Source organism: Geotoga petraea (assembly GCF_900102615.1).
In the GTDB taxonomy this organism is placed as follows: domain Bacteria; phylum Thermotogota; class Thermotogae; order Petrotogales; family Petrotogaceae; genus Geotoga; species Geotoga petraea.
The window spans coordinates 123286-142043 of sequence record NZ_FMYV01000003.1 but is presented as its reverse complement, the minus strand read 5'-3'; the positions used below and the strand labels follow the sequence as shown (position 1 = coordinate 142043).

The following is an 18758-nucleotide window of genomic DNA, read 5'->3' as shown; positions in this document are numbered from 1 at the left end:
TCAACTTATTATTAATCATCAACTAAAGGAACAAATCTTACCCCGATTAATTCTTCTTTTTCTATGTTGTTTTCATCTTTTTTTGTAATTTTGTACAAATTTTGAAAAAAAGTTTCTCCAATAGGAATTATCATAACCCCATCAATTTTTAGTTGTTCAAATAACTTGTCAGGAAAGTGCCTTGCTGCTGCTGAAACTATTATATTGCTAAAACTTTTACCCTTCCAACCATTTATTCCATTACCAGTTTTATAAATAATATTTTTATAACCCAAACTTTCCAAAACATTTTTTGCTTTTATTTGTAATTTTTCAATTTTCTCAATCGTATAAACTTCTTCAAATATTTCTGCCAAAAGGGCTGTTTGATAGCCTGACCCAGTGCCAATCTCTAACACATCTTTACTATCCAAATTCAATTTTTCTATCATATAAGACACAATATACGGCTGAGAAATAGTTTGACCATTTCCAATTGGTATAGGGTGATCTTCGTAAGCATGTAATTTTTCTTCTTCAGGGATAAAATTTTCTCTTGGTACTTTTTTAAAGGCATTTAAAACTCTTTCATTTTTTATACCTCTTGAAAATAGATTTTCATTCACCATTCTCTCTCTTAGATAATCGAAGTTCATAGTTTTTTCACCTCGTGTTAATTATAACTAAAAAAACCATAAAAATAAAATGGCTTGTCATCAACTTAAATATATATTATAATCAAATTATAATTAAAAAGGGGGGATTGAGATGATTTCTGTAGATTTAGTAGAAAAACTGGGTAAATGGACGTATTTCATAGGTATTCTTTCACTAATTGGAGGAATAATTGGCGTAATTGGGGGGCTTTTTGCATATGGAGTTGGGGCTATTCCAGGCATTATAACTATTTTTATGGCTATTAAACTAATGAAAATCAGAAACTCCGCTATGGCTTATAAATATGATGAAGGAAAAAATGAAAAGCATATTGAAGAAATTTTAGATAATTTAAGAGTTTATTTTACCATTCAAGGCGTTTTGATCATTGTTTCTTTGGTTATGGCAATAATAGGTGTGATCATAGCTTTGAGTACTGGACAAGAACTTTATTAAGATGTAAAAATAGGTTGGAACTATTAAAAAAATACTTGCACAAGCAAGTATTTTTTTAATGAAATTTATTCTGTTGATATTATTTTAATTCTGGAAGTTTTCTAACATCGTGCATCTTTTCAAATAATTCAGCTAAAGATATTATTTCCGTTTCTCTACCAGCTTTGTGGCTAAACGTAAATCCAAAAGGACCTTCATCCGTGTATCCCGCAGGAACTGTGATTGAAGGATAACCTGCTTTTGCAGGAACCATGGCTCCAAAATTGGCTGGAGAAATAATGGCATCTAATCCCAATTCTTCAATTTTTTTATCAATACCTTCTTCTCTTGAATATTTTCTATCGTCTAATAAGCTTTCCAAATACTCTTTTTCTTTTAAATATCCTGAGGTTGAGTTTGCTTTTAGCAATATAGATTGACCGTATGGAATAGCTTTTCTGTTTCTTTGGTTGAATTTTATTACATCTGTAAGACTCTTAACTTCCAATTTTTTATCTTTCAAATAATTGTTTATTCCGTATTTAAATTCATAGAGCAATGTGTTTATATTAGATATTCTATTCATATCCTCATATTCAAAAGGTATTACCTCTGCACCATTTGCTTCCAACATTTTTATAGATTCTTCCCAAACTATTTTTTGAGATTCACTAAGATAGTTTATTATAGTTTTATGATATCCAAACTTTTTGTTTTTAAAAGATTTTTTTTCTTTTCTTTTTAAATTATAATCTTTAGCAATAATTGTTTTAACATCTTTTTTGTCGTATCCAACTACTTCTTTGAAAACCAAGTAAGCATCTTCAACTGTTCTAGTGATGGGCCCTGCAGTATCTTGACTGTGTGATATAGGGATTATCCCTGTTCTACTAATACTTCCTGTTGTTGGTTTTAGTCCAACGCAAGAATTTGAACTTGCAGGAGAAAGAATAGAGCCTGATGTTTCAGTCCCTATTGCAAAAGTACAAAAATCTGCTGCTACAGCTACTCCAGAACCAGAACTCGAACCACCTGTATCGTAATCTCCATATGGGTTCTTCGTTTGCCCTCCAACAGCAGAAAATCCGTTTGGAAGGTTAAAAGAAATGAAATTTGCAAATTCGCTTAAATTGGCCTTTCCCAACAATACAGCCCCAGCTTTTCTCAAAAGTTTCACAATATGAGCATCTTTTTCAGCATAATTGTCTTTTAATGCAATGGCTCCTGCACTTGTCCTCATTTTATCTCCAGTGTCAATATTGGCTTTAATAACAAAAGGTATTCCATGAAGTGGGCTTCTTACTTTCCCATTTTTTCTCTCTTGATCCATTTTAAAGGCGATATCTAAAGCATCTGGATTTATTTCTATTATTGCATTCAATCTTCCGTTGTAATTAGCAATTCTACCTAAGTAAAATTCCGTTAATTCTACTGATGTAAGCTCATTTCCCTCAAACATTTTTTGTATTTTTTTAATGGTTAAATTTTTCAAATTCATAGTTCATCCTCCTAACTAATTTTATCTAATTATACAACATTTTTTTAATTTTTTAAAAAATGTATAATAGTTATGATATAAACGAGAGGTGATTTTATGAGAATAGCTGTTATGTCGGATATTCATGGAAATTTTGAAGCTCTTAGTGCTGTTATGTCCGCTATTGAAACAGAAGATATTGATGAAATAGTGTTTTTGGGGGATTTGGTTTTAAAAGGGCCAGAACCTAAAGATTGTTTTCAATTTATGAAACAAATAAAGCCATATATTTGGCTTAAAGGTAATACAGATGAATGGTTTAATTTAAAAGAAATCAATCAAATAGAAAACAAACTAAAAAAAGAATCCTATGAATATTTTCTTTTTGCAAAAAATGAACTTAGCAATAATAACCTTAGATTTTTAAGTAGATTACCTGAGAAAGATTCTTTTGAAATATTTGATAAAAGTTTCTTATGCGTACACGGATCTCCAATATCAAATAATGATGTTATTGATTCAAAAAGAACAGATAAAGAAATTGAAGAAATGCTGAAGAATGTTGAAGAAGATGTCTTATTGTGTGGTAATTCTCATCAATACTTTTACAAGGAAATAAACGGTAAAAAGATAATTAACGTTGGAAGTGTAGGGCTTCCTTTTGACGAGATTCCTAAGGCAAGTTTCATAGTTCTCGATATCAGAAAGGATAAAGATATGGAAACTGAATTTAAAAGGGTAGATTATGATATTGAAAATCATCTGCAAATCGCTGAAGAAAAAGGATTTCCTTCTTATAAAAAATATAAAAATGAAATAATAGAAGCAAAAAAATATTAAACACTATATAAAAAAGCTGGCTAAAAAGCCAGCTTTATTCTTATAAATCATAAAATATTTTTCTAATACTAAAACCATCATAATTCAATGGTTGCTAATGCTTTATTTGTAATATTTGTAATAGCTTTTTTCAAGTTTGACTTCTTTTGCTTTCACAAGATAATCCAAAACTTTTTTAACTGGATTTGGACTTGATTCATCAAAAACATATTTTGAAACTATTGGAAGTGAATTTTCATGTATATCTTCATCTTTTAAAATTCTTTTTACATAAAAAGTATCTAAAGAAATTTTGAACTCGTCAAAGCTACCGTTAAGTTTTACAGGTGTTTTCAAACTAACATAATCAGACCCATCAGGCCCTAAGAACATCCCTGAAAACTTTAATGCTATCCCAAAAGAACCTATAACTTTATTTGTTAAATTTAGATCATCTTTTGCTCTGTGAAGAGCATCTGATATAGTAGACACTTTACCCTTTGTGAATAGGTCATAAACATGTTTTGTAAATTTTTCTCTCAATTCTGGATAAGGAAGAATCTTATCGTATTTTATCTCCCATCTTCTTGGAGCAGGAACATATAAAAACCCCTTCTTGTTTTGTCTAAGCCTTCCATTGCTTATCATCTGCATTATGAAATGATTAAGCGTTTCACTGCTGGAGTTTTTAGCTATCCATTGATGTTTTTGTTTTGCTGATTTTGCAAGTTTTTCTACATCCATAGCTAAATCACTTGTAGCAACCAACCTTTCAAGGAATCTCATGTAGTTTTCTTCATATTCAGAATATTCTACTTCTTTTAAAATTATTTTCTTAACTTCTTTTTGAATATCTTTTATAAAAGAAGCCATTGTCTTGTAACCAAAAGTGCCGTAATAAATCCCCATACCCGTAATTATTCTTTTTATAACTATTTCATCTGGTTGTAAATTCTTTTCTTCCATTATTTTGATGATTTCTTCAACAATATCATCAAAAGAATCTGTAGAATTTATCTTTTCAGACTTAACAATTTCTTCGTAAGGTATGTAAGTGTCCGCAGACAATTGCATATCGGGAGAAGTATTTTTACTTCTACCTATTACAATTACTGACTTTCCATAAGTCCTTAATTTTTTTACAAGAGGTACAAAGTCAGCATCTCCTGTAACTAACACGAAATCCCCTACATGTGGTAATGAAAACATAGTTTCCATTGCGTCTACCGCTAATTTAATGTCATTACCCTTCTTGTTTCCGAAACCATCTTCGGGCATTTCAATCAATTCAATACCGTGCCTTGAAAAAGAAAACATTGTTGCAGGAAATTTCGACCAGTGCCCATACGCCTTTCCTCCAACCAATTTTCCATAATCGTTAAGCTTTTGTGTTACTAATTCTGGATCAACAGGCTGATTCTGATAATCCATGAACACAAATAAGTTATTCATTTTTACACCTTCTTATATTCTTCATCTCCTTTATGAAATGATGTTTTTGGATGGTAAATTGTTTACCATCCACGATAAATTATATCATATACAATATATTAAAAAAAGAGTCTGCAAAAGCAGACTCTTTTTCTTGGCTCCGGCTGAGAGATTTGAACTCCCGACCTAGTGGTTAACAGCCACCCGCTCTACCGCTGAGCTAAGCCGGAATCTATATCCGAAAAAAATTATATCAAAACAAAAAGGAGATTTCAACAACTAAAGGTAAAATAAACATTAATTAACAGTTAATATTCTGAAGATTAATTATTTGATGGATTTAGGTTTATAGTAAAATTTCTTATTATATTATCTTTATAGAGTTACAACTTGTTTTTACCTATACAACTCACAATGTGATTTCTACAAAGAATAGCTCACAGTTTCATAAACATTTTTAAATTCTTTATAATAATCGATAATTTCTCTTGTTTCTTTTTCTTTTAAAGAGTTCAATATTTCTGTGTTTATTTCATAACTATTTACAAAGTTATTTGATTTAAAAATGCTTTGCAGCTCAACCATGTTGCTATAGACGCTATCTTCAGAAGTGGATTTAACGATGTTTTCAAGAGTATTGCTTATTATGTTTAAAACCCTTTTTAAATCATTTTGTTCTATAATTTTCTGCGCATTTTTTATGTCTTCTAAAGGGTCTATATTACTTATCTTTTGTTTGTTTATACCCTTAGGGAAAGAAACTTTTACCAAAGTCCCCTCATCTAAAGGCTCTAAAAATACTTGCCCCCCCAACATAGTAACATAGCTTTTCACGATACTCAAGCCGATCCCTAAACCATCTTTTTTTCTGCTCAAATAGTTTTCCGTTTGGAAAAAACTATCATAGAGTAAATCCATGTTTTCTGTCTTTACACCTATTCCAGTATCTCTTACAGAAACTTCTATTTCATCGCCCTCGTCTTCAACACTTATTGTTATCTCGCCCTCATCGGTAAACTTGTATGCATTATCTATTACTTCTTCAAAAATCCTTTTAACTTTTTTATAATCCAAAAGAGAATCTCCTATTTGTTCAAGGTTTTCTTCAGATATTTTCAATTTAATCCCCTTTTTTCTACACATAGATTCGTATTTTGAGGATATTTCAAATATCACATCTAAAATATTGAATTTAGAAAGTTTTAATTTTATCTCATCTGACTCTGACTCAATTTTAGACCTTTCAAACAACCTGTCAAATTTATTCAATATATCTTCAGATGATTTTTTAATTGTTCTCAAATTTTCTTTGTCTTCTTCACTATCTATTTTCATTTGTAAAATATCTGAAAACCCCATGATTGTATGTATAGGAGTCCTGATTTCATGAGACAAAATTTTCAATATATTGCTTTTAAATTCAGAGTTCTTTTTTAAATTATTTTCTGAAATCTCCAGCTCTTTAATCGTTTTTGATAAACTTTTGTATAAAGAGTTAAACTCATCTTTTATAAGTCTGAATTCGTCATCTTCAGAATAAATTATTTCTTTGCTTCTGTTATTTTTTACATTTTTTATCCCATTTACAATAGAGGTTATCGGTTCGGAAATCTGTGATTTAATGTACTGTATGTTTGTCCTCGATATTAAAAATCCCAAAACTAAAAATATAGCAGCTATTATAATTAAAGTATTCCTTAATTGTAATAAAACTGTTGAATTATATAGAAGAAAAAAATCAAAACTTCTAATATTTCCATATAAAACTTCATAGGAATTATTTTCGAGAGAGATCTTTGAAGGATACTCACTTAGAATATTTTCTAACTTTGATTTGAAAACAACCGAATTGGGAATTATATAGCGATCATTGTATTTGATAACAGAAATAAAATCACCAGTTTGGCCTTCAGAATTTAAAGCTTTGTTCAAATTTTCGAGACTAACCCCGTATATATACCTTTTAGTATCAAAATATTGCCAATTTATAAGGTATAATTGATTTGAATCATTTACGTATATTTGTTTAGATAAATCTTCATATGAAAAACTAAAAGAACTTTGGGTCTCGGGAGTCTTAACAAAAGATAGGTTATCCAGGTTATAGACGAAATCAATGTTTTCAATTTCTTGATTAGTTCCTAACATGTAAGAAAAAAATTCGTCTGTCATATCAAGATAATAATTATTTATGAAATCTTCTTTATTTTTAAAAAGAATATTTAGATTGTTTTGAACATTTTGTTTTATAATTCCATAGGTGGCTATAAAAATTATCAAAACCATCACAATGGAAAAAATAATATAATTAAAATATAATGATTTTGATACTTTATCAGCAAAACTTTTCATGTAAACACATCCTTATGGGGGGATTACCTTGCATTTAGAAAGAATTGTGGATACTTTTATGGATTTAGCAAGAGAACTTTATTACTATGGTTCTAATGCAACTGAAATTGAAAATTATATAACACAAATAGGAAAAACTTATGAATTAGATGTTCAAATTGCTTCAATAGGAACTGTATTATATATAACTGTTATTGACAGAACTGGTAAATCTTTAACGAGGATAGAAAGAATAAACTATACATCTATTGATTTTGAAAAGCTTTCTATTTGGGAATCATTTATAAAAAAAATTCTAAAAGAAAAGCCACCTTTTACATTCATAAGAGACGAAATAAAAAGAATTAAATATGAAAATAAAAATCTGGTACATTCTTTTTCACTTTTAATTATAGCAGTTTTTATCGCTTCTTTTTCATTTTCTTTTGTTTTCAAGGGAAATCTTTTAGAATCTTTCATATCTGGTATTGTAGGTACAACTGTTTATTATGTTACCATTAATTTGAAAAATAAAATTTTAAGAGATTTTATAGCAGGATTCTCAATTTATTCTATAATAGAAGTTTTCAATTTATTTACTGAAATTAGAACATATCCAATATTGGCTGGAGCTATTATGGTTTTTGTCCCTGGTCTTTTATTAACTAATGCTATAATGGAAATAGGAGATAGAAATTTAGTTTCTGGTGTATCAAAATTAGTTGAATCAGTTTTTATATTAGGTGCTTTGGTTTTGGGAGCAGGTATTGCTACAGCAATATGGAGGTAATTTTATGCTTTTAAGAATCTTTTTTTCTTTTTTTGCAACGGGTGGATTTGCCGTAATATTTAAAACCCCCAAAAAAAGTATCTTTTTTGCAGCGCTCACCGGTGCAATAGGTTGGACATTGTATGAATTGGTGAATTTAAAATTTGGTTATGAAAGTGCGATTATAATATCTTCATTAAGCATAGGACTTTTGTCTTATTTTTTTTCATATATTTTGAACACAAATGTTCATCCTTTCATCGCCGCTGGAATTATACCTTTGGTACCTGGAGCTCCTGCTTTTTTCACGTTTCAGAGTTTTATAGAAGGAAACCTTGATACAGCGTCACGTTATGCTTACGAAACATTTGTTGGAGCATTTGGTATAGTAATAGGGATAGCAATATCCACAGCTTTTACAAATTTATGGGAAAGAAAAAAATTATTAGATTAATATAAAAACACTTAGAGGAGGCAATTTAATGGACATAGGTAAGAGATATACTCCACATGAGTTAGAGAAAAAATGGTACTCAGAATGGATGGAAAAAGGTGCTTTTAAACCTCAAAATAAAGGCAAAGATTCATTCACAATAGTCATTCCGCCACCTAATATAACTGGTAAATTACATATAGGTCATGCTTTAAATTTAACTTTACAGGATATACTAACAAGATATTACAGAATGAAAGGCAAGGATACTTTATGGATCCCTGGTGAAGACCATGCTGGCATAGCAACTCAGCATGTTGTTGAAAAACATCTTAAAAAAACAGAAGGCAAAAGAAAAGAAGAATATGATAGAGACGTATTTGTTTCAAAAGTGTGGGATTGGGCGAACGAATACAGAGATTACATTAGAAAACAGCTAAAAGCTATGGGGGCTTCTGTAGATTGGTCAAGAGAAAGATTCACTCTTGATGAGGGTCTAAACAAAGCTGTTAGAAAGGTTTTTGTAGATCTTTATGAAGAAGGGCTTATATACAAAGGAAAGTACATCGTTAATTGGTGTCCAAGTTGTGGGACAGTTCTTGCAGACGATGAAGTAGAACATAAAGATGATAACGGACACTTTTGGTATATAAAATATCCTTTAAAAGGTGAAGATGATTTTATAATTATAGCAACCACAAGGCCTGAAACAATGTTGGGTGATGTTGCAATAGCCGTACATCCATCAGATGAAAAACACAAGCATATGATAGGAAAGAAAGTTATACTTCCTTTGGTTAATAGAGAGCTTGAAGTCATTGGAGATCCATATGTTGATCCAGAATTTGGAACTGGATTTGTAAAAATTACCCCAGCTCATGATCCTAACGATTACCAAATCGGTTTAAGACATAATTTAGAAAGAATTCAAATAATGGACGAAAAAGCTAAGATAAACGAAAACGGCGGAAAATATGCAGGACTGGATAGATTTGAGGCCAGAAAACAAATTGTAGCTGATCTTGAAGAACAAGGTTATTTAGAAAAAGTAGAAGAACACAAACATTCAGTTGGCCATTGTTATAGATGTGATACTATAGTTGAACCATTCTTGATGGATCAATGGTTTGTAAAAATGAAACCTCTTGCCAAAAAAGCTATAGAAGCAGTAGAAGAAGATGAAATTCAATTTTTTCCTGAAAGATGGAAAAAAGTATATCTTAACTGGATGAACGAAATCAGAGATTGGTGTATTTCAAGGCAACTTTGGTGGGGACATAGAATCCCTGTTTGGTATTGTGATGAATGCGGTGAAACTATCGTTTCTGAAGAAGACCCAACATCATGTCCAAAATGTGGATCAAACAATTTAACTCAAGATCCAGATGTTTTAGATACTTGGTTTTCATCAGCTCTTTGGCCTTTTTCAACACTCGGCTGGCCTGAAAAAACAGAAGATGTTGAGAGATTCTATCCAACCGGAACATTAGTCACAGCTTTTGACATAATTTTCTTCTGGGTGGCAAGAATGATAATGATGGGTGAAAAATTCATGGGGGAAAAACCATTTTCACACGTATTCATAACTCCTCTTGTAAGAGATAAAAAGGGAAGAAAAATGTCTAAATCTCTGGGTAACGGAGTGGACCCTTTGGATATTATAGATAAATATGGAACAGATCCTATGAGATTTACATTATCAATTTTAGCAGCTCAAGGCAGAGATATTAAATTAGACGAAAAATCTTTTGAACCGTATTCAAAATTTGCAAACAAAATATGGAATGCAACAAGATTTGCACTTTTAAACCTAAACGATTTTGAACCTATAGAATATGATTATGATGAACTTCACCTTGAAGATAAATGGATTTTGACAAGGATGAATAGAGCTATAAAAAGTGTTTCAGAAGGTATAGAAACATATAATTTCAACCATGCCGCAAAAGCTATTTATGATTTTGTTTGGAGTGAGCTTTGCGATTGGTATATAGAATCTATAAAAGAGAGATTGAATTCTGAAGGCAGAAGCAAAAAATTAGCCCAAAATGTTCTTGTAAAAGTATTTGATAATGCCTTGAGATTGTTGCATCCATTTATGCCCTATTTATCAGAAGAATTGTGGCAAGCTATTCCATCTATAAAAGAAGATGAATTATTAATTATATCTAAATGGCCAAAAGAAACAAAAGAAGAAATATTTGAAAAAGAAGAAAACAGATTCAACGATATAATGTCGGTTATTAGAGGGATAAGAAACGTTAAAGCGGATATGAATATCCCCCAATCACAAAAGATAAAGGCAGAATACAAAATATTATCAGATAACGATTGGATTGAAGGGGCACAGGATCAAATATTAAAATTGGCTAACCTCGAAAATTTAGATAAAACAGATGCTAAAAAAGAAAGATCAGCAACAGCATACGTAGATGAAAACGTTGAAACGTACGTTCTTTTGGGAGATATGATAGATGTAGATGCTGAAAAAGACAGGTTAAACAAAAAAATCCAAAAATTAGAAAAAGAAGTTAATAAATTTGAGAAAAAATTAAATAACAAAAATTTCTTGGAAAAAGCTGACCCAGAAGTAGTAGAAGAGGCAAAAATAAAATATGAAGATGCGAAATATCAAGTGAAAAAACTCGAAACATTAATTAAGGAGATTGATTAAATGAACTTTGATCAACTGGTCAATACTTTGTATGGTAGAAGAGCGGGAAATGTAAAAATAAAATTGGGACTCGAAAGAATCCAAAAATTAATTGAAGCTATAGGAAATCCTCATAAGAACTTCAAAGTAATACACGTTGCAGGGACGAATGGAAAAGGAAGTATAACAAAGGCTTTGGCAACTATTTTTTCCGGGCAGGGTTTGAAAACTGGTTCTTTTATATCTCCACATTTGGTTTCAATTACCGAAAGGATAAACATAAACAACTCACAAATATCAAAAGAAGAGTTTGTAAAAGTTTACCAAGAAATAGAACCAGCCATCTATAGTTTGAAAGAAACCGATCCTGAAATGGAACCTTCTTTCTTTGAGATCATAACTGCCATGGCTCTGAAGTATTTTGCAGATAATAAAGTAGAACTTGCAATAATGGAGGTGGGGCTTGGAGGGCGTCTGGATTCTACAAATGTTGTTGATTCTGATGTTTCTGTCATTTCAACAATTCAAAAAGACCATATAAAAATTTTAGGTGACACTCTTGAAGCCATAGCCGGAGAAAAAGCGGGTATTATAAAAAAAGGTAACATAGTCGTTTTGGGAGATATCCCGGAATCTCCTAAAAAAGTAATAAAAGAAAAGGCAAAATCTGTTGATGCTCTTAAATTATATGAGTATGATAAAGACTTTAAATTCAGTAAAACAAGATATTCTATGAACTGGAATATGATCAATTATTCTGGAATATCGAAAACTTACGATGACTTGGTTTTCAAGAGTAACGGTTCTTATCAACCACATAATCTCTCTGTAGCTATAGCTGCTGCCGAATCTTTTTGTGAAAAAAACCAAATGAATTTAGACGAAACAAAACTCAGAGAATCTTTAAAAACTTATTCTTGGGAAGGCAGATTTGAACTAATAGAGTATAATAACAAAAGAATTATTTTAGAAGGAGCCCATAATGTAGACGGGATAAAAATGCTGAAAAAAACTGTTTCTCTATACACTCCTTTTTCAAGAAAAATTGCCTTAATAGGTATTTTAGACGATAAAGATATTTCAGAAATGGTAGAAGAAATTCCATCTATTTTTGAAAAAATAATAGTGACATCGGTTCCTTCTCATAGAAGTGTTAATCCTAAAAATGTTAGAGAAGAACTTCAAAAACACTCAAAAACAGTTATTGAATATATTGAAAATACTGAAAAAGCATTTGAACATTTTCTAAAAGAAAGTTACGACTATTATTTTGTAACTGGTTCTTTGTATCTTGTGGGTTATATTAAAGGCCTTTTATTGAATAAAAGAGATGATAAAAATGCTTAAAAAAATTAAGGGAAAAGTTATAAGCGTTGAAAAAGATTCAATATTGATAGAAGTAGGGGCACTAACTTTAGAGGCCTTCCCTTCTTTTAGAATAACCAAAGATGTTGAAACAGGCGAGACTTACAATTTTTATGCTTCTTTTGAGATGAGTGAATATAACATGGCTTTATATACTTTCAAAGATCAAATAGAAGAAAAAGTCTTCCAATCTTTAAAAAAAGTTTCGAAAATAGGTCCTAAAACAGCCGCAAAAATAACCTTTACAAATGACGCAGAAAATATAGCCATGATGATAGAAAACAGTGATATAAAAGGTTTATCCAGCTTACCTGGTATAGGTAAAAAAACTTCTGAAAGAATTATATCTGAGCTGAATGGTGAATTTGAAGGATATGAAATTAAGCAGGTAAACGATAAAACAACTGATGTCATAGAAGCTTTGGAAGCTCTTGGGTTTGATAGAGGAAAAATATTGAAAGTTCTCAAAAAAGTAGACACAGAAAATAAACCAGTAGAAGAGTTAATTAAAATTTGTTTGGCTGAAATTAAATAGGCTATAAAACATATTAACTTATCGCTACTATATGGTAACTTTAAATACAGATAAAAATGTTAATATGGGGGTGTATTGATGAAAATTTTGATACTGGCAGCTGGGATGGGCAAAAGAATGAAGTCCAAAATGCCAAAAGTTATGCATTCAATATTGGAAAAACCAATGTTAAATTGGGTTATAGATACTTCTAAAAAACTTACTTCTGAAATTGCAGTTGTTTTAGGACACGGCATAGAAAACGTGAAAACCATTGTAGATAAGGACATAGAGATTTTTGAACAAAAAGAAATGCTGGGTACTGGACATGCAGTCATGTCTGCAGAAGATTTTTTAGTAGGAGAAGAACTTTTAGTATTATACGGAGATGTTCCACTCATCTCAGAAGGAACTTTGAAAGAGCTTATATCTAAACACAGAAATAACAAAAACTCTGCAACGATATTAACCGTTGATTTAGATGATCCAACAGGTTATGGGAGAATAGTCAGAGATAGTGACGGAAACTTTAAAAAGATTGTTGAACACAAAGATTGTAGCGATGAAGAATTAAACATTAAAGAAATTAACAGTGGAATAGCTGTTTACAATATTGATGAGTTGAAAAAAGCTCTTAAAAAGATTAACAACAACAACGTTCAAAAAGAGTACTATTTACCTGATACATTTTTACATTTTAAAAAAGTCCAAACCCACAAAATAAAGGATATTACAGAGGTAACTGGTGTTAACAACAGAATTCAACTATCTCAATTAGAACGAAAAGCCAGAGAAAACAAGCTAAAAGAATTAATGCTTAATGGAGTTACAATAATAGATCCTGAGTCAACTTATATTTCACCCGACGTACAAATTGGAATTGACACGATAATTTATCCTCAAACTTATATTTACGGTGCTACCCAAATAGGTGAAGATTGTATCATCGGTCCTATGACAAGAATAAAAAATTCTAAAATTGGAAATAATTCAAATATAATTAGGTCAGAATGTGAAGAAGCTATTGTGAAAGACAATGTTTCTGTTGGACCATTTGCCAGACTTAGAACTGGTACTATATTAGAAGATAAAGTGAAGATTGGAAACTATGTTGAAACTAAAAAAGCAAATGTTCACGAAGGTTCAAAAGCACAACATTTAACCTATCTTGGAGATGCTGAGATTGGAGAAGGGGTTAATATTGGTGCTGGAACCATCACCTGTAACTATGATGGAATTAATAAACATAAAACAAAAATAGAAAATGGAACTTTTATAGGAAGCAATTCTTCTTTAGTTGCACCAGTTACAATTGGAGAAAATGTGACTGTAGCTGCTGGTTCTGTTATCACTAAAAATATACCTAAAAATTCTTTGGCGTTTGGACGTGCAAAGCAAGTAATAAAAGAAGGGAAGTCTAAATTCAAAAAGTGAGAAGGGAGAGTTTAGCCGTGTCATTAGTCGGGCGTTCAGAAATGAAAGTTTTTGCTGGTAATTCAAACCCTGCATTAGCTAATAAGATCGTTGAATATATGGGTACAAGATTAGGTGATTGTGAGGTAACTACCTTTTCTGATGGAGAAATTAATGTCAAAATCAACGAAACTGTTAGGGGATATGATGTTTATTTAATTCAGTCTATTTCACAACCTGTAAATGAAAACTTGATGGAATTGTTGATTATGATAGATGCTTTAAAAAGAGCTTCTGCAGCATCTATTTCAGTTATAATGCCATATTATGGTTATGCGAGACAAGATAGAAAAGCAAGAGGAAGAGACCCTATAACTGCAAAGTTAATGGCGAATTTGTTGACAACAGCGGGTGCAAGCAGAGTTGTCACAATTGATTTACATGCTGAACAAATCCAAGGTTTTTTTGATATCCCGTTAGACAATCTATGGAGTTTCCCAGTATTTGCAGATTATTTTACAGAAGATTTAGAAATGGACCCTGAAGAATATATAGTTGTTTCTCCAGATGTTGGAGGGGTAAAAAGAGCAAGAAAATTTGCTGAAAAGATTTCCACTCCTTTAGCTATTTTGGATAAAAGAAGACCAAAAGACAACGTTGCTGAAATAGTGAATGTTATTGGGGAAGTTCAAGGCAAAAAATGTATTCTTTTTGATGATTTAATAGATACAGGCGGTTCTATTATAGGTGCAACTGAAGCCCTTTTAAATGCAGGAGCTAAAGAAGTCACTGCATGTGCCACTCATGGCATATTATCAAAAGATGCTGTAAGCAAAATGCAAAATTCACAGTTAAGTAATATCATAGTAACTGATACAATATATCATGATAAATTGCCTGACAAATTTAAAATTCTATCCGTAGCTCCATTATTTGGAGAAGCCGTGGTAAGAATCAGAAAAAATCTTTCAGTAAGTATACTGTTTAGATAAATAAAATATTTTTAGGAGGTATAAGACGATGGCAAGAAGATTTAATCTTGAAGTAGTCGAAAGAGACACAAAGAAAAAAGCAAACGTTTGGAGAAGAGAAGGATACATCCCTGCAGAAGTTTACGGACCTGGGCTTGAAAAAAATAGACATGTTGCAATTCCTTTTGGAGAATTCGAATCTTTATTAGATCACGTTAGTGAAACAACGATAATCGAAATAGATATCGAAGGAAAAGAAAAAATTACAACATTCTTAAAAACTATTCAAAGACATAAAGTTTCCGATAAACCTATTCATGGTGACTTCTATGTTCCATCAGAAGGACATGTAATGACATTGCATATTCCTTTTGAAGTAGAAGGTACTCCTATTGGTGTAGAAAGAGACGGTGGAGTGTTAGACGTATTAGTTCACGATATCCCAGTTGAAATCTTACCAAGTGACGTTATAGAAAAAATTGTTGTTGATATTTCTGACTTAGAAATCAACGATCATATTTTCGCTAAAGACATAAAAGATAAATTACCCGAAAGCGCCCACTACTTATTAGAAGACGATGAACTATTAGTAACTATAACAAAACCAGGAGTATCAATCGAAGAATTAGAAGCTGAAGCCGAAGCTGAAGAAGAATTGTTAGAACCTGAAGTAATCGAAGAATCTTCAGAAGAAGAAACAGAAGAATAATTATAAATGAAAAAAATAATTGTTGGATTAGGTAATCCCGGTCCACGTTATGTCTTTACAAGACATAACGTGGGCTTTTTAGGTATTGATCAATATGTTGAGAACAACAAATTTATAGATTTTAAAAAAACTTCTGGTAGAACTTTTGAGGCTTTAGAAACTAACGACTTTATCCTGGTTAAACCTATGACTTATATGAACCTTAGTGGACAAATTTTCCCTGAACTGTTTAAGAAATATGGAATGACAGATCCTGAAAACATTGTCGTTATATATGATGATGTGGCTTTAGACTTTGGAAAAATTAGAATCCGACCAACTGGCTCAGATGGCGGGCACAATGGTATGAAAAGTATAATTAAGGTTTTAGGCACCAAGAATTTCCCAAGAATAAGAATAGGTGTAGGAAAGAAGCCAGATTATATTGATTTGGCTGATTTCGTTTTGTCAAAATTTTCAAAAGAAGAAATTTACGATTTGTATAAAATTTTAGATGAAGTATCAAATGCGATTGGCATGATTTTAGAAGGTAATTTAGAAAAAAGCATGAATAAATATAATGGTGATTTTTTAATATAAGAGGTGTAGCATTTTGGCTTGTAATTTGTGTAACTCTAAAGATTCTGATATACAACAGACAATAATAGAGGACGGTATAGTTAAGCATATTGAATATTGTAAAAACTGTTTCAAAGAAGTCCAAAAAAACCATCTAAATAAGCTCTCAAGTACTTCTTCAAAAAAAATGAAAATAATCAATTCTTTTGGAGATAGAATCGTTAGTAAAGAAGCTTATAACAAAATAATTTTTGATCCTTATCATGAAAGAATCGTTACTGAATTACCTTTAAATATTTTAAAATCTACATTTATTTCAGATGAATTCAGCATGAAAAGAAATGAAAAAACTTCCATAGATAGAAATATAAAATATTTAGAATTTTCATTAGACAAGGCCCAAAATTTTGAAGATAATTTAAGAATAAAAAGGCTTAAAAAATTAATAGATTTTTTTAAATCTATCAAGTGATATGTTATAATAAAATTGTGTGAAATAATTTTCATTATCAATTTTTCTTGGGAGAGTATAATATGAAGTTTAAACAAATTTTTAAAAGAACTGTAAGAAATATATCCTTACAGAATTATTTTTTAGTTGCTGCCATAATAATTTTTTGGGGTTTAGTGCTTGCCATATTTTCTACTACTTTGAGTACAGTTTCTTCAAATAATTTAGAAAATTTTGAAAAAACTGTAGAAGATTACAGGCAAAAGTTATCAAGCGCTAAGAAATATTCAGAATATAAAAGCCTTGAATCATTTTTCTCAGAAGTATATTTTTATGATCTAAACATGAATATAATTAAAACAATACCAAATAATTTAGAAGAGAAAAAGATTGATCCATTCACTTTTAATGGAAATGATTATTATCTATATTCAAATAAAGATGAAATTTATTTGGCATCGCGTTTTAGTGATGGTTATTCTCTAAGTAAAATTAAAATGGAATCATTGAAATTAAATAATGAAAGCGTTCTATTTTCTTCATTTGATAAAAATGGGAGAATTCTTACAAACGGAATTTTTAAAAAGAATATGAAATATAATGACATTAATCATTTAACCTTCTCTGATTTTAATTTTTATTTGAATGACAAAAATAGTTATGGCGGTATAAAAGTAGTAACTTCTTTGAATATTACTTTACAAGTATATTTTCTTTTTATAGCTTCAATTATAACCTTGGCTATGATTATATGGAATCTAAATTCTAAGAAAAAAACTGTGAAACTTTTACAAAATTTTGAGGACGAATACGAAGACATGATAGAATCCATTGAAATTTTACTTAATGAATTAAGATTGTTAGATGACCAAAGCATGAAAATCATACCCGAAGTTCAATTTGATTCAATTTTAGAAAAAATTAAAAACAAAAATTATGAATTTCAAGAACTTAAGGAATTGAGAGAAGTAGAGGAACTGGCTGTCAGAGAATTTATTGAATTAATTGAAAATTTAAGCGCTTCATATGAAGAAATTTCGTCTTCTAACGACGAACTGGAAAATTTGTACAAAGAGTTAGAACTTACATACAACAAATTAGAAGGTTCTTATATTGCTTTTTCTAAAAAATTGTCTAAAATAGCTGAAAAATACGACGATATCACAGGGAAACATATAGAAAGAGTAGCAGATTATTCAAAATTAATAGCTGAAAAATTGGGTAAAGACAGCTTTTTTACAAATAATATATTTTATTATTCTCCTCTTCACGACCTCGGAAAATTGATGATCGACAAAAAAATATTGAACAAAGAAGGACGTTTGACTATTGATGAGTACGAAGAGATGAAAAAACACACTCTTTATGCTGCAGAAATCTTGGATGAAGATGACGAATTTTCTTTTGCTAAAAATATAGCTTTATACCATCATGAGAAATTCGATGGTTCTGGTTATCCTTATGGTTTATCTGGTGAAAATATACCGCTTGAAGCAAGAATTGTTGCTTTAGCTGATGTATATGATTCTCTCAGAAGCAAAAGAACTTACAAACCTGCTTTATCACACGAAGAAGCTTATAAAATAATAGTGGAAGGAGATATAAAAACTCAGCCAACACATTTTGACCCTAAAATACTAAAAATATTTAAAGAAAATCACCTTGAATTTAAAAGTATATATGAAATATATGAAAAAAATTAGAATGTAGACGTAAAAACGTCTACATTTTTTTAATTTTTCCTTAAACACGTAAATAATTGTGGTAGAATTATCATTGAAAAGATTACAAAG

General features: G+C 30.5%; 17 protein-coding genes and 1 tRNA gene. 13 read left to right on the top strand and 5 right to left on the bottom strand.

What is annotated here, in order from left to right; all coding sequences use genetic code 11:
* Nucleotides 1-11 precede the first annotated feature (11 nt).
* Nucleotides 12-635: a protein-L-isoaspartate(D-aspartate) O-methyltransferase gene (locus BLS00_RS04575; RefSeq protein ID WP_091403188.1), complete on the bottom strand. Its 624-nt coding sequence runs from the start codon at nt 633-635 to the stop codon at nt 12-14.
* A 112-nt stretch (nt 636-747) separates the two neighbouring features.
* Here BLS00_RS04575 and BLS00_RS04570 point away from each other — a divergent pair, with 112 nt between their 5' ends.
* Entirely contained in the window at nt 748-1092 is a 345-nt protein-coding gene (locus BLS00_RS04570; RefSeq protein ID WP_091403187.1) for a DUF5362 family protein, read from the top strand.
* A gap of 79 nt (nt 1093-1171) precedes the next feature.
* Here the strand turns inward: BLS00_RS04570 and BLS00_RS04565 are convergent, their stop codons facing one another.
* Nucleotides 1172-2569: an amidase family protein gene (locus tag BLS00_RS04565; RefSeq protein WP_176759841.1), complete on the bottom strand. Its 1398-nt coding sequence runs from the start codon at nt 2567-2569 to the stop codon at nt 1172-1174.
* Between the two features lie 96 nt (nt 2570-2665).
* Here BLS00_RS04565 and BLS00_RS04560 point away from each other — a divergent pair, with 96 nt between their 5' ends.
* Entirely contained in the window at nt 2666-3388 is a 723-nt protein-coding gene (locus BLS00_RS04560; RefSeq protein ID WP_091403185.1) for a metallophosphoesterase family protein, read from the top strand.
* A gap of 102 nt (nt 3389-3490) precedes the next feature.
* Here the strand turns inward: BLS00_RS04560 and BLS00_RS04555 are convergent, their stop codons facing one another.
* From BLS00_RS04555 to BLS00_RS04545, 3 genes are all read right to left on the bottom strand, one after another.
* The gene (locus BLS00_RS04555; RefSeq protein ID WP_091403184.1) at nt 3491-4819 is read right to left on the bottom strand and encodes an NYN domain-containing protein; all 1329 of its coding nucleotides are present in this window, start codon (nt 4817-4819) and stop codon (nt 3491-3493) included.
* Nucleotides 4820-4953: 134 nt separating this feature from the next.
* Nucleotides 4954-5028: transfer RNA gene (locus BLS00_RS04550), tRNA-Asn, on the bottom strand.
* 193 nt (nt 5029-5221) lie between these two features.
* Nucleotides 5222-7150: a HAMP domain-containing sensor histidine kinase gene (locus BLS00_RS04545; protein ID WP_091403182.1), complete on the bottom strand. Its 1929-nt coding sequence runs from the start codon at nt 7148-7150 to the stop codon at nt 5222-5224.
* Between the two features lie 28 nt (nt 7151-7178).
* Between BLS00_RS04545 and BLS00_RS04540 the strand changes: the two genes are divergently transcribed.
* From BLS00_RS04540 to BLS00_RS10720, 11 genes are all read left to right on the top strand, one after another.
* The gene (locus tag BLS00_RS04540; protein ID WP_091403181.1) at nt 7179-7919 is read left to right on the top strand and encodes a threonine/serine exporter family protein; all 741 of its coding nucleotides are present in this window, start codon (nt 7179-7181) and stop codon (nt 7917-7919) included.
* Between the two features lie 4 nt (nt 7920-7923).
* A complete protein-coding gene (locus BLS00_RS04535; protein WP_091403179.1) occupies nt 7924-8352 on the top strand; it encodes a threonine/serine exporter family protein in 429 nt (142 codons plus the stop codon).
* 28 nt (nt 8353-8380) lie between these two features.
* A complete protein-coding gene (locus tag BLS00_RS04530) occupies nt 8381-11005 on the top strand; it encodes a valine--tRNA ligase (RefSeq protein WP_091403178.1) in 2625 nt (874 codons plus the stop codon).
* The gene (locus tag BLS00_RS04525) at nt 11006-12331 is read left to right on the top strand and encodes a bifunctional folylpolyglutamate synthase/dihydrofolate synthase (RefSeq protein ID WP_091403176.1); all 1326 of its coding nucleotides are present in this window, start codon (nt 11006-11008) and stop codon (nt 12329-12331) included.
* Nucleotides 12324-12884: a Holliday junction branch migration protein RuvA gene (gene ruvA / locus BLS00_RS04520; RefSeq protein ID WP_176759840.1), complete on the top strand. Its 561-nt coding sequence runs from the start codon at nt 12324-12326 to the stop codon at nt 12882-12884. The genes BLS00_RS04525 and ruvA overlap by 8 nt, the downstream gene beginning before the upstream one ends.
* 78 nt (nt 12885-12962) lie before the next feature.
* Nucleotides 12963-14297, top strand: coding sequence for a bifunctional UDP-N-acetylglucosamine diphosphorylase/glucosamine-1-phosphate N-acetyltransferase GlmU (gene glmU / locus BLS00_RS04515; protein ID WP_091403174.1), 1335 nt, complete (start codon nt 12963-12965; stop codon nt 14295-14297).
* Nucleotides 14298-14338: 41 nt separating this feature from the next.
* Nucleotides 14339-15268 carry a ribose-phosphate pyrophosphokinase gene (locus tag BLS00_RS04510; RefSeq protein ID WP_091403356.1) on the top strand — a complete coding sequence of 310 codons (930 nt, stop codon included), beginning with the start codon at nt 14339-14341 and terminating at the stop codon, nt 15266-15268.
* A 28-nt stretch (nt 15269-15296) separates the two neighbouring features.
* Complete coding sequence (locus BLS00_RS04505) at nt 15297-15956, top strand: 50S ribosomal protein L25 (protein WP_091403172.1); 660 nt, start codon at nt 15297-15299, stop codon at nt 15954-15956.
* A 6-nt stretch (nt 15957-15962) separates the two neighbouring features.
* Nucleotides 15963-16535 carry an aminoacyl-tRNA hydrolase gene (gene pth / locus BLS00_RS04500; RefSeq protein ID WP_091403171.1) on the top strand — a complete coding sequence of 191 codons (573 nt, stop codon included), beginning with the start codon at nt 15963-15965 and terminating at the stop codon, nt 16533-16535.
* 13 nt (nt 16536-16548) lie between these two features.
* Nucleotides 16549-16986 (top strand): hypothetical protein, encoded by a 438-nt coding sequence (locus BLS00_RS04495; RefSeq protein WP_091403169.1) that lies wholly within the window; start codon nt 16549-16551, stop codon nt 16984-16986.
* Between the two features lie 62 nt (nt 16987-17048).
* The gene (locus tag BLS00_RS10720) at nt 17049-18668 is read left to right on the top strand and encodes an HD-GYP domain-containing protein (RefSeq protein ID WP_218119792.1); all 1620 of its coding nucleotides are present in this window, start codon (nt 17049-17051) and stop codon (nt 18666-18668) included.
* The last annotated feature ends 90 nt before the right edge of the window (nt 18669-18758 follow it).

Coding starts and splice junctions, on each gene's coding strand:
- pth (WP_091403171.1), top strand. CDS start 15,963: ATGAAAAAAATAATTGTTGGATTAGGTAATCCCGGTCCACGTTATGTC.
- BLS00_RS04555 (WP_091403184.1), bottom strand. CDS start 4,819: ATGAATAACTTATTTGTGTTCATGGATTATCAGAATCAGCCTGTTGAT.
- BLS00_RS04525 (WP_091403176.1), top strand. CDS start 11,006: ATGAACTTTGATCAACTGGTCAATACTTTGTATGGTAGAAGAGCGGGA.
- BLS00_RS04505 (WP_091403172.1), top strand. CDS start 15,297: ATGGCAAGAAGATTTAATCTTGAAGTAGTCGAAAGAGACACAAAGAAA.
- glmU (WP_091403174.1), top strand. CDS start 12,963: ATGAAAATTTTGATACTGGCAGCTGGGATGGGCAAAAGAATGAAGTCC.
- BLS00_RS10720 (WP_218119792.1), top strand. CDS start 17,049: ATGAAGTTTAAACAAATTTTTAAAAGAACTGTAAGAAATATATCCTTA.
- BLS00_RS04560 (WP_091403185.1), top strand. CDS start 2,666: ATGAGAATAGCTGTTATGTCGGATATTCATGGAAATTTTGAAGCTCTT.
- BLS00_RS04530 (WP_091403178.1), top strand. CDS start 8,381: ATGGACATAGGTAAGAGATATACTCCACATGAGTTAGAGAAAAAATGG.
- BLS00_RS04545 (WP_091403182.1), bottom strand. CDS start 7,150: ATGAAAAGTTTTGCTGATAAAGTATCAAAATCATTATATTTTAATTAT.
- BLS00_RS04510 (WP_091403356.1), top strand. CDS start 14,339: ATGAAAGTTTTTGCTGGTAATTCAAACCCTGCATTAGCTAATAAGATC.
- BLS00_RS04570 (WP_091403187.1), top strand. CDS start 748: ATGATTTCTGTAGATTTAGTAGAAAAACTGGGTAAATGGACGTATTTC.
- BLS00_RS04535 (WP_091403179.1), top strand. CDS start 7,924: ATGCTTTTAAGAATCTTTTTTTCTTTTTTTGCAACGGGTGGATTTGCC.
- ruvA (WP_176759840.1), top strand. CDS start 12,324: ATGCTTAAAAAAATTAAGGGAAAAGTTATAAGCGTTGAAAAAGATTCA.
- BLS00_RS04575 (WP_091403188.1), bottom strand. CDS start 635: ATGAACTTCGATTATCTAAGAGAGAGAATGGTGAATGAAAATCTATTT.
- BLS00_RS04565 (WP_176759841.1), bottom strand. CDS start 2,569: ATGAATTTGAAAAATTTAACCATTAAAAAAATACAAAAAATGTTTGAG.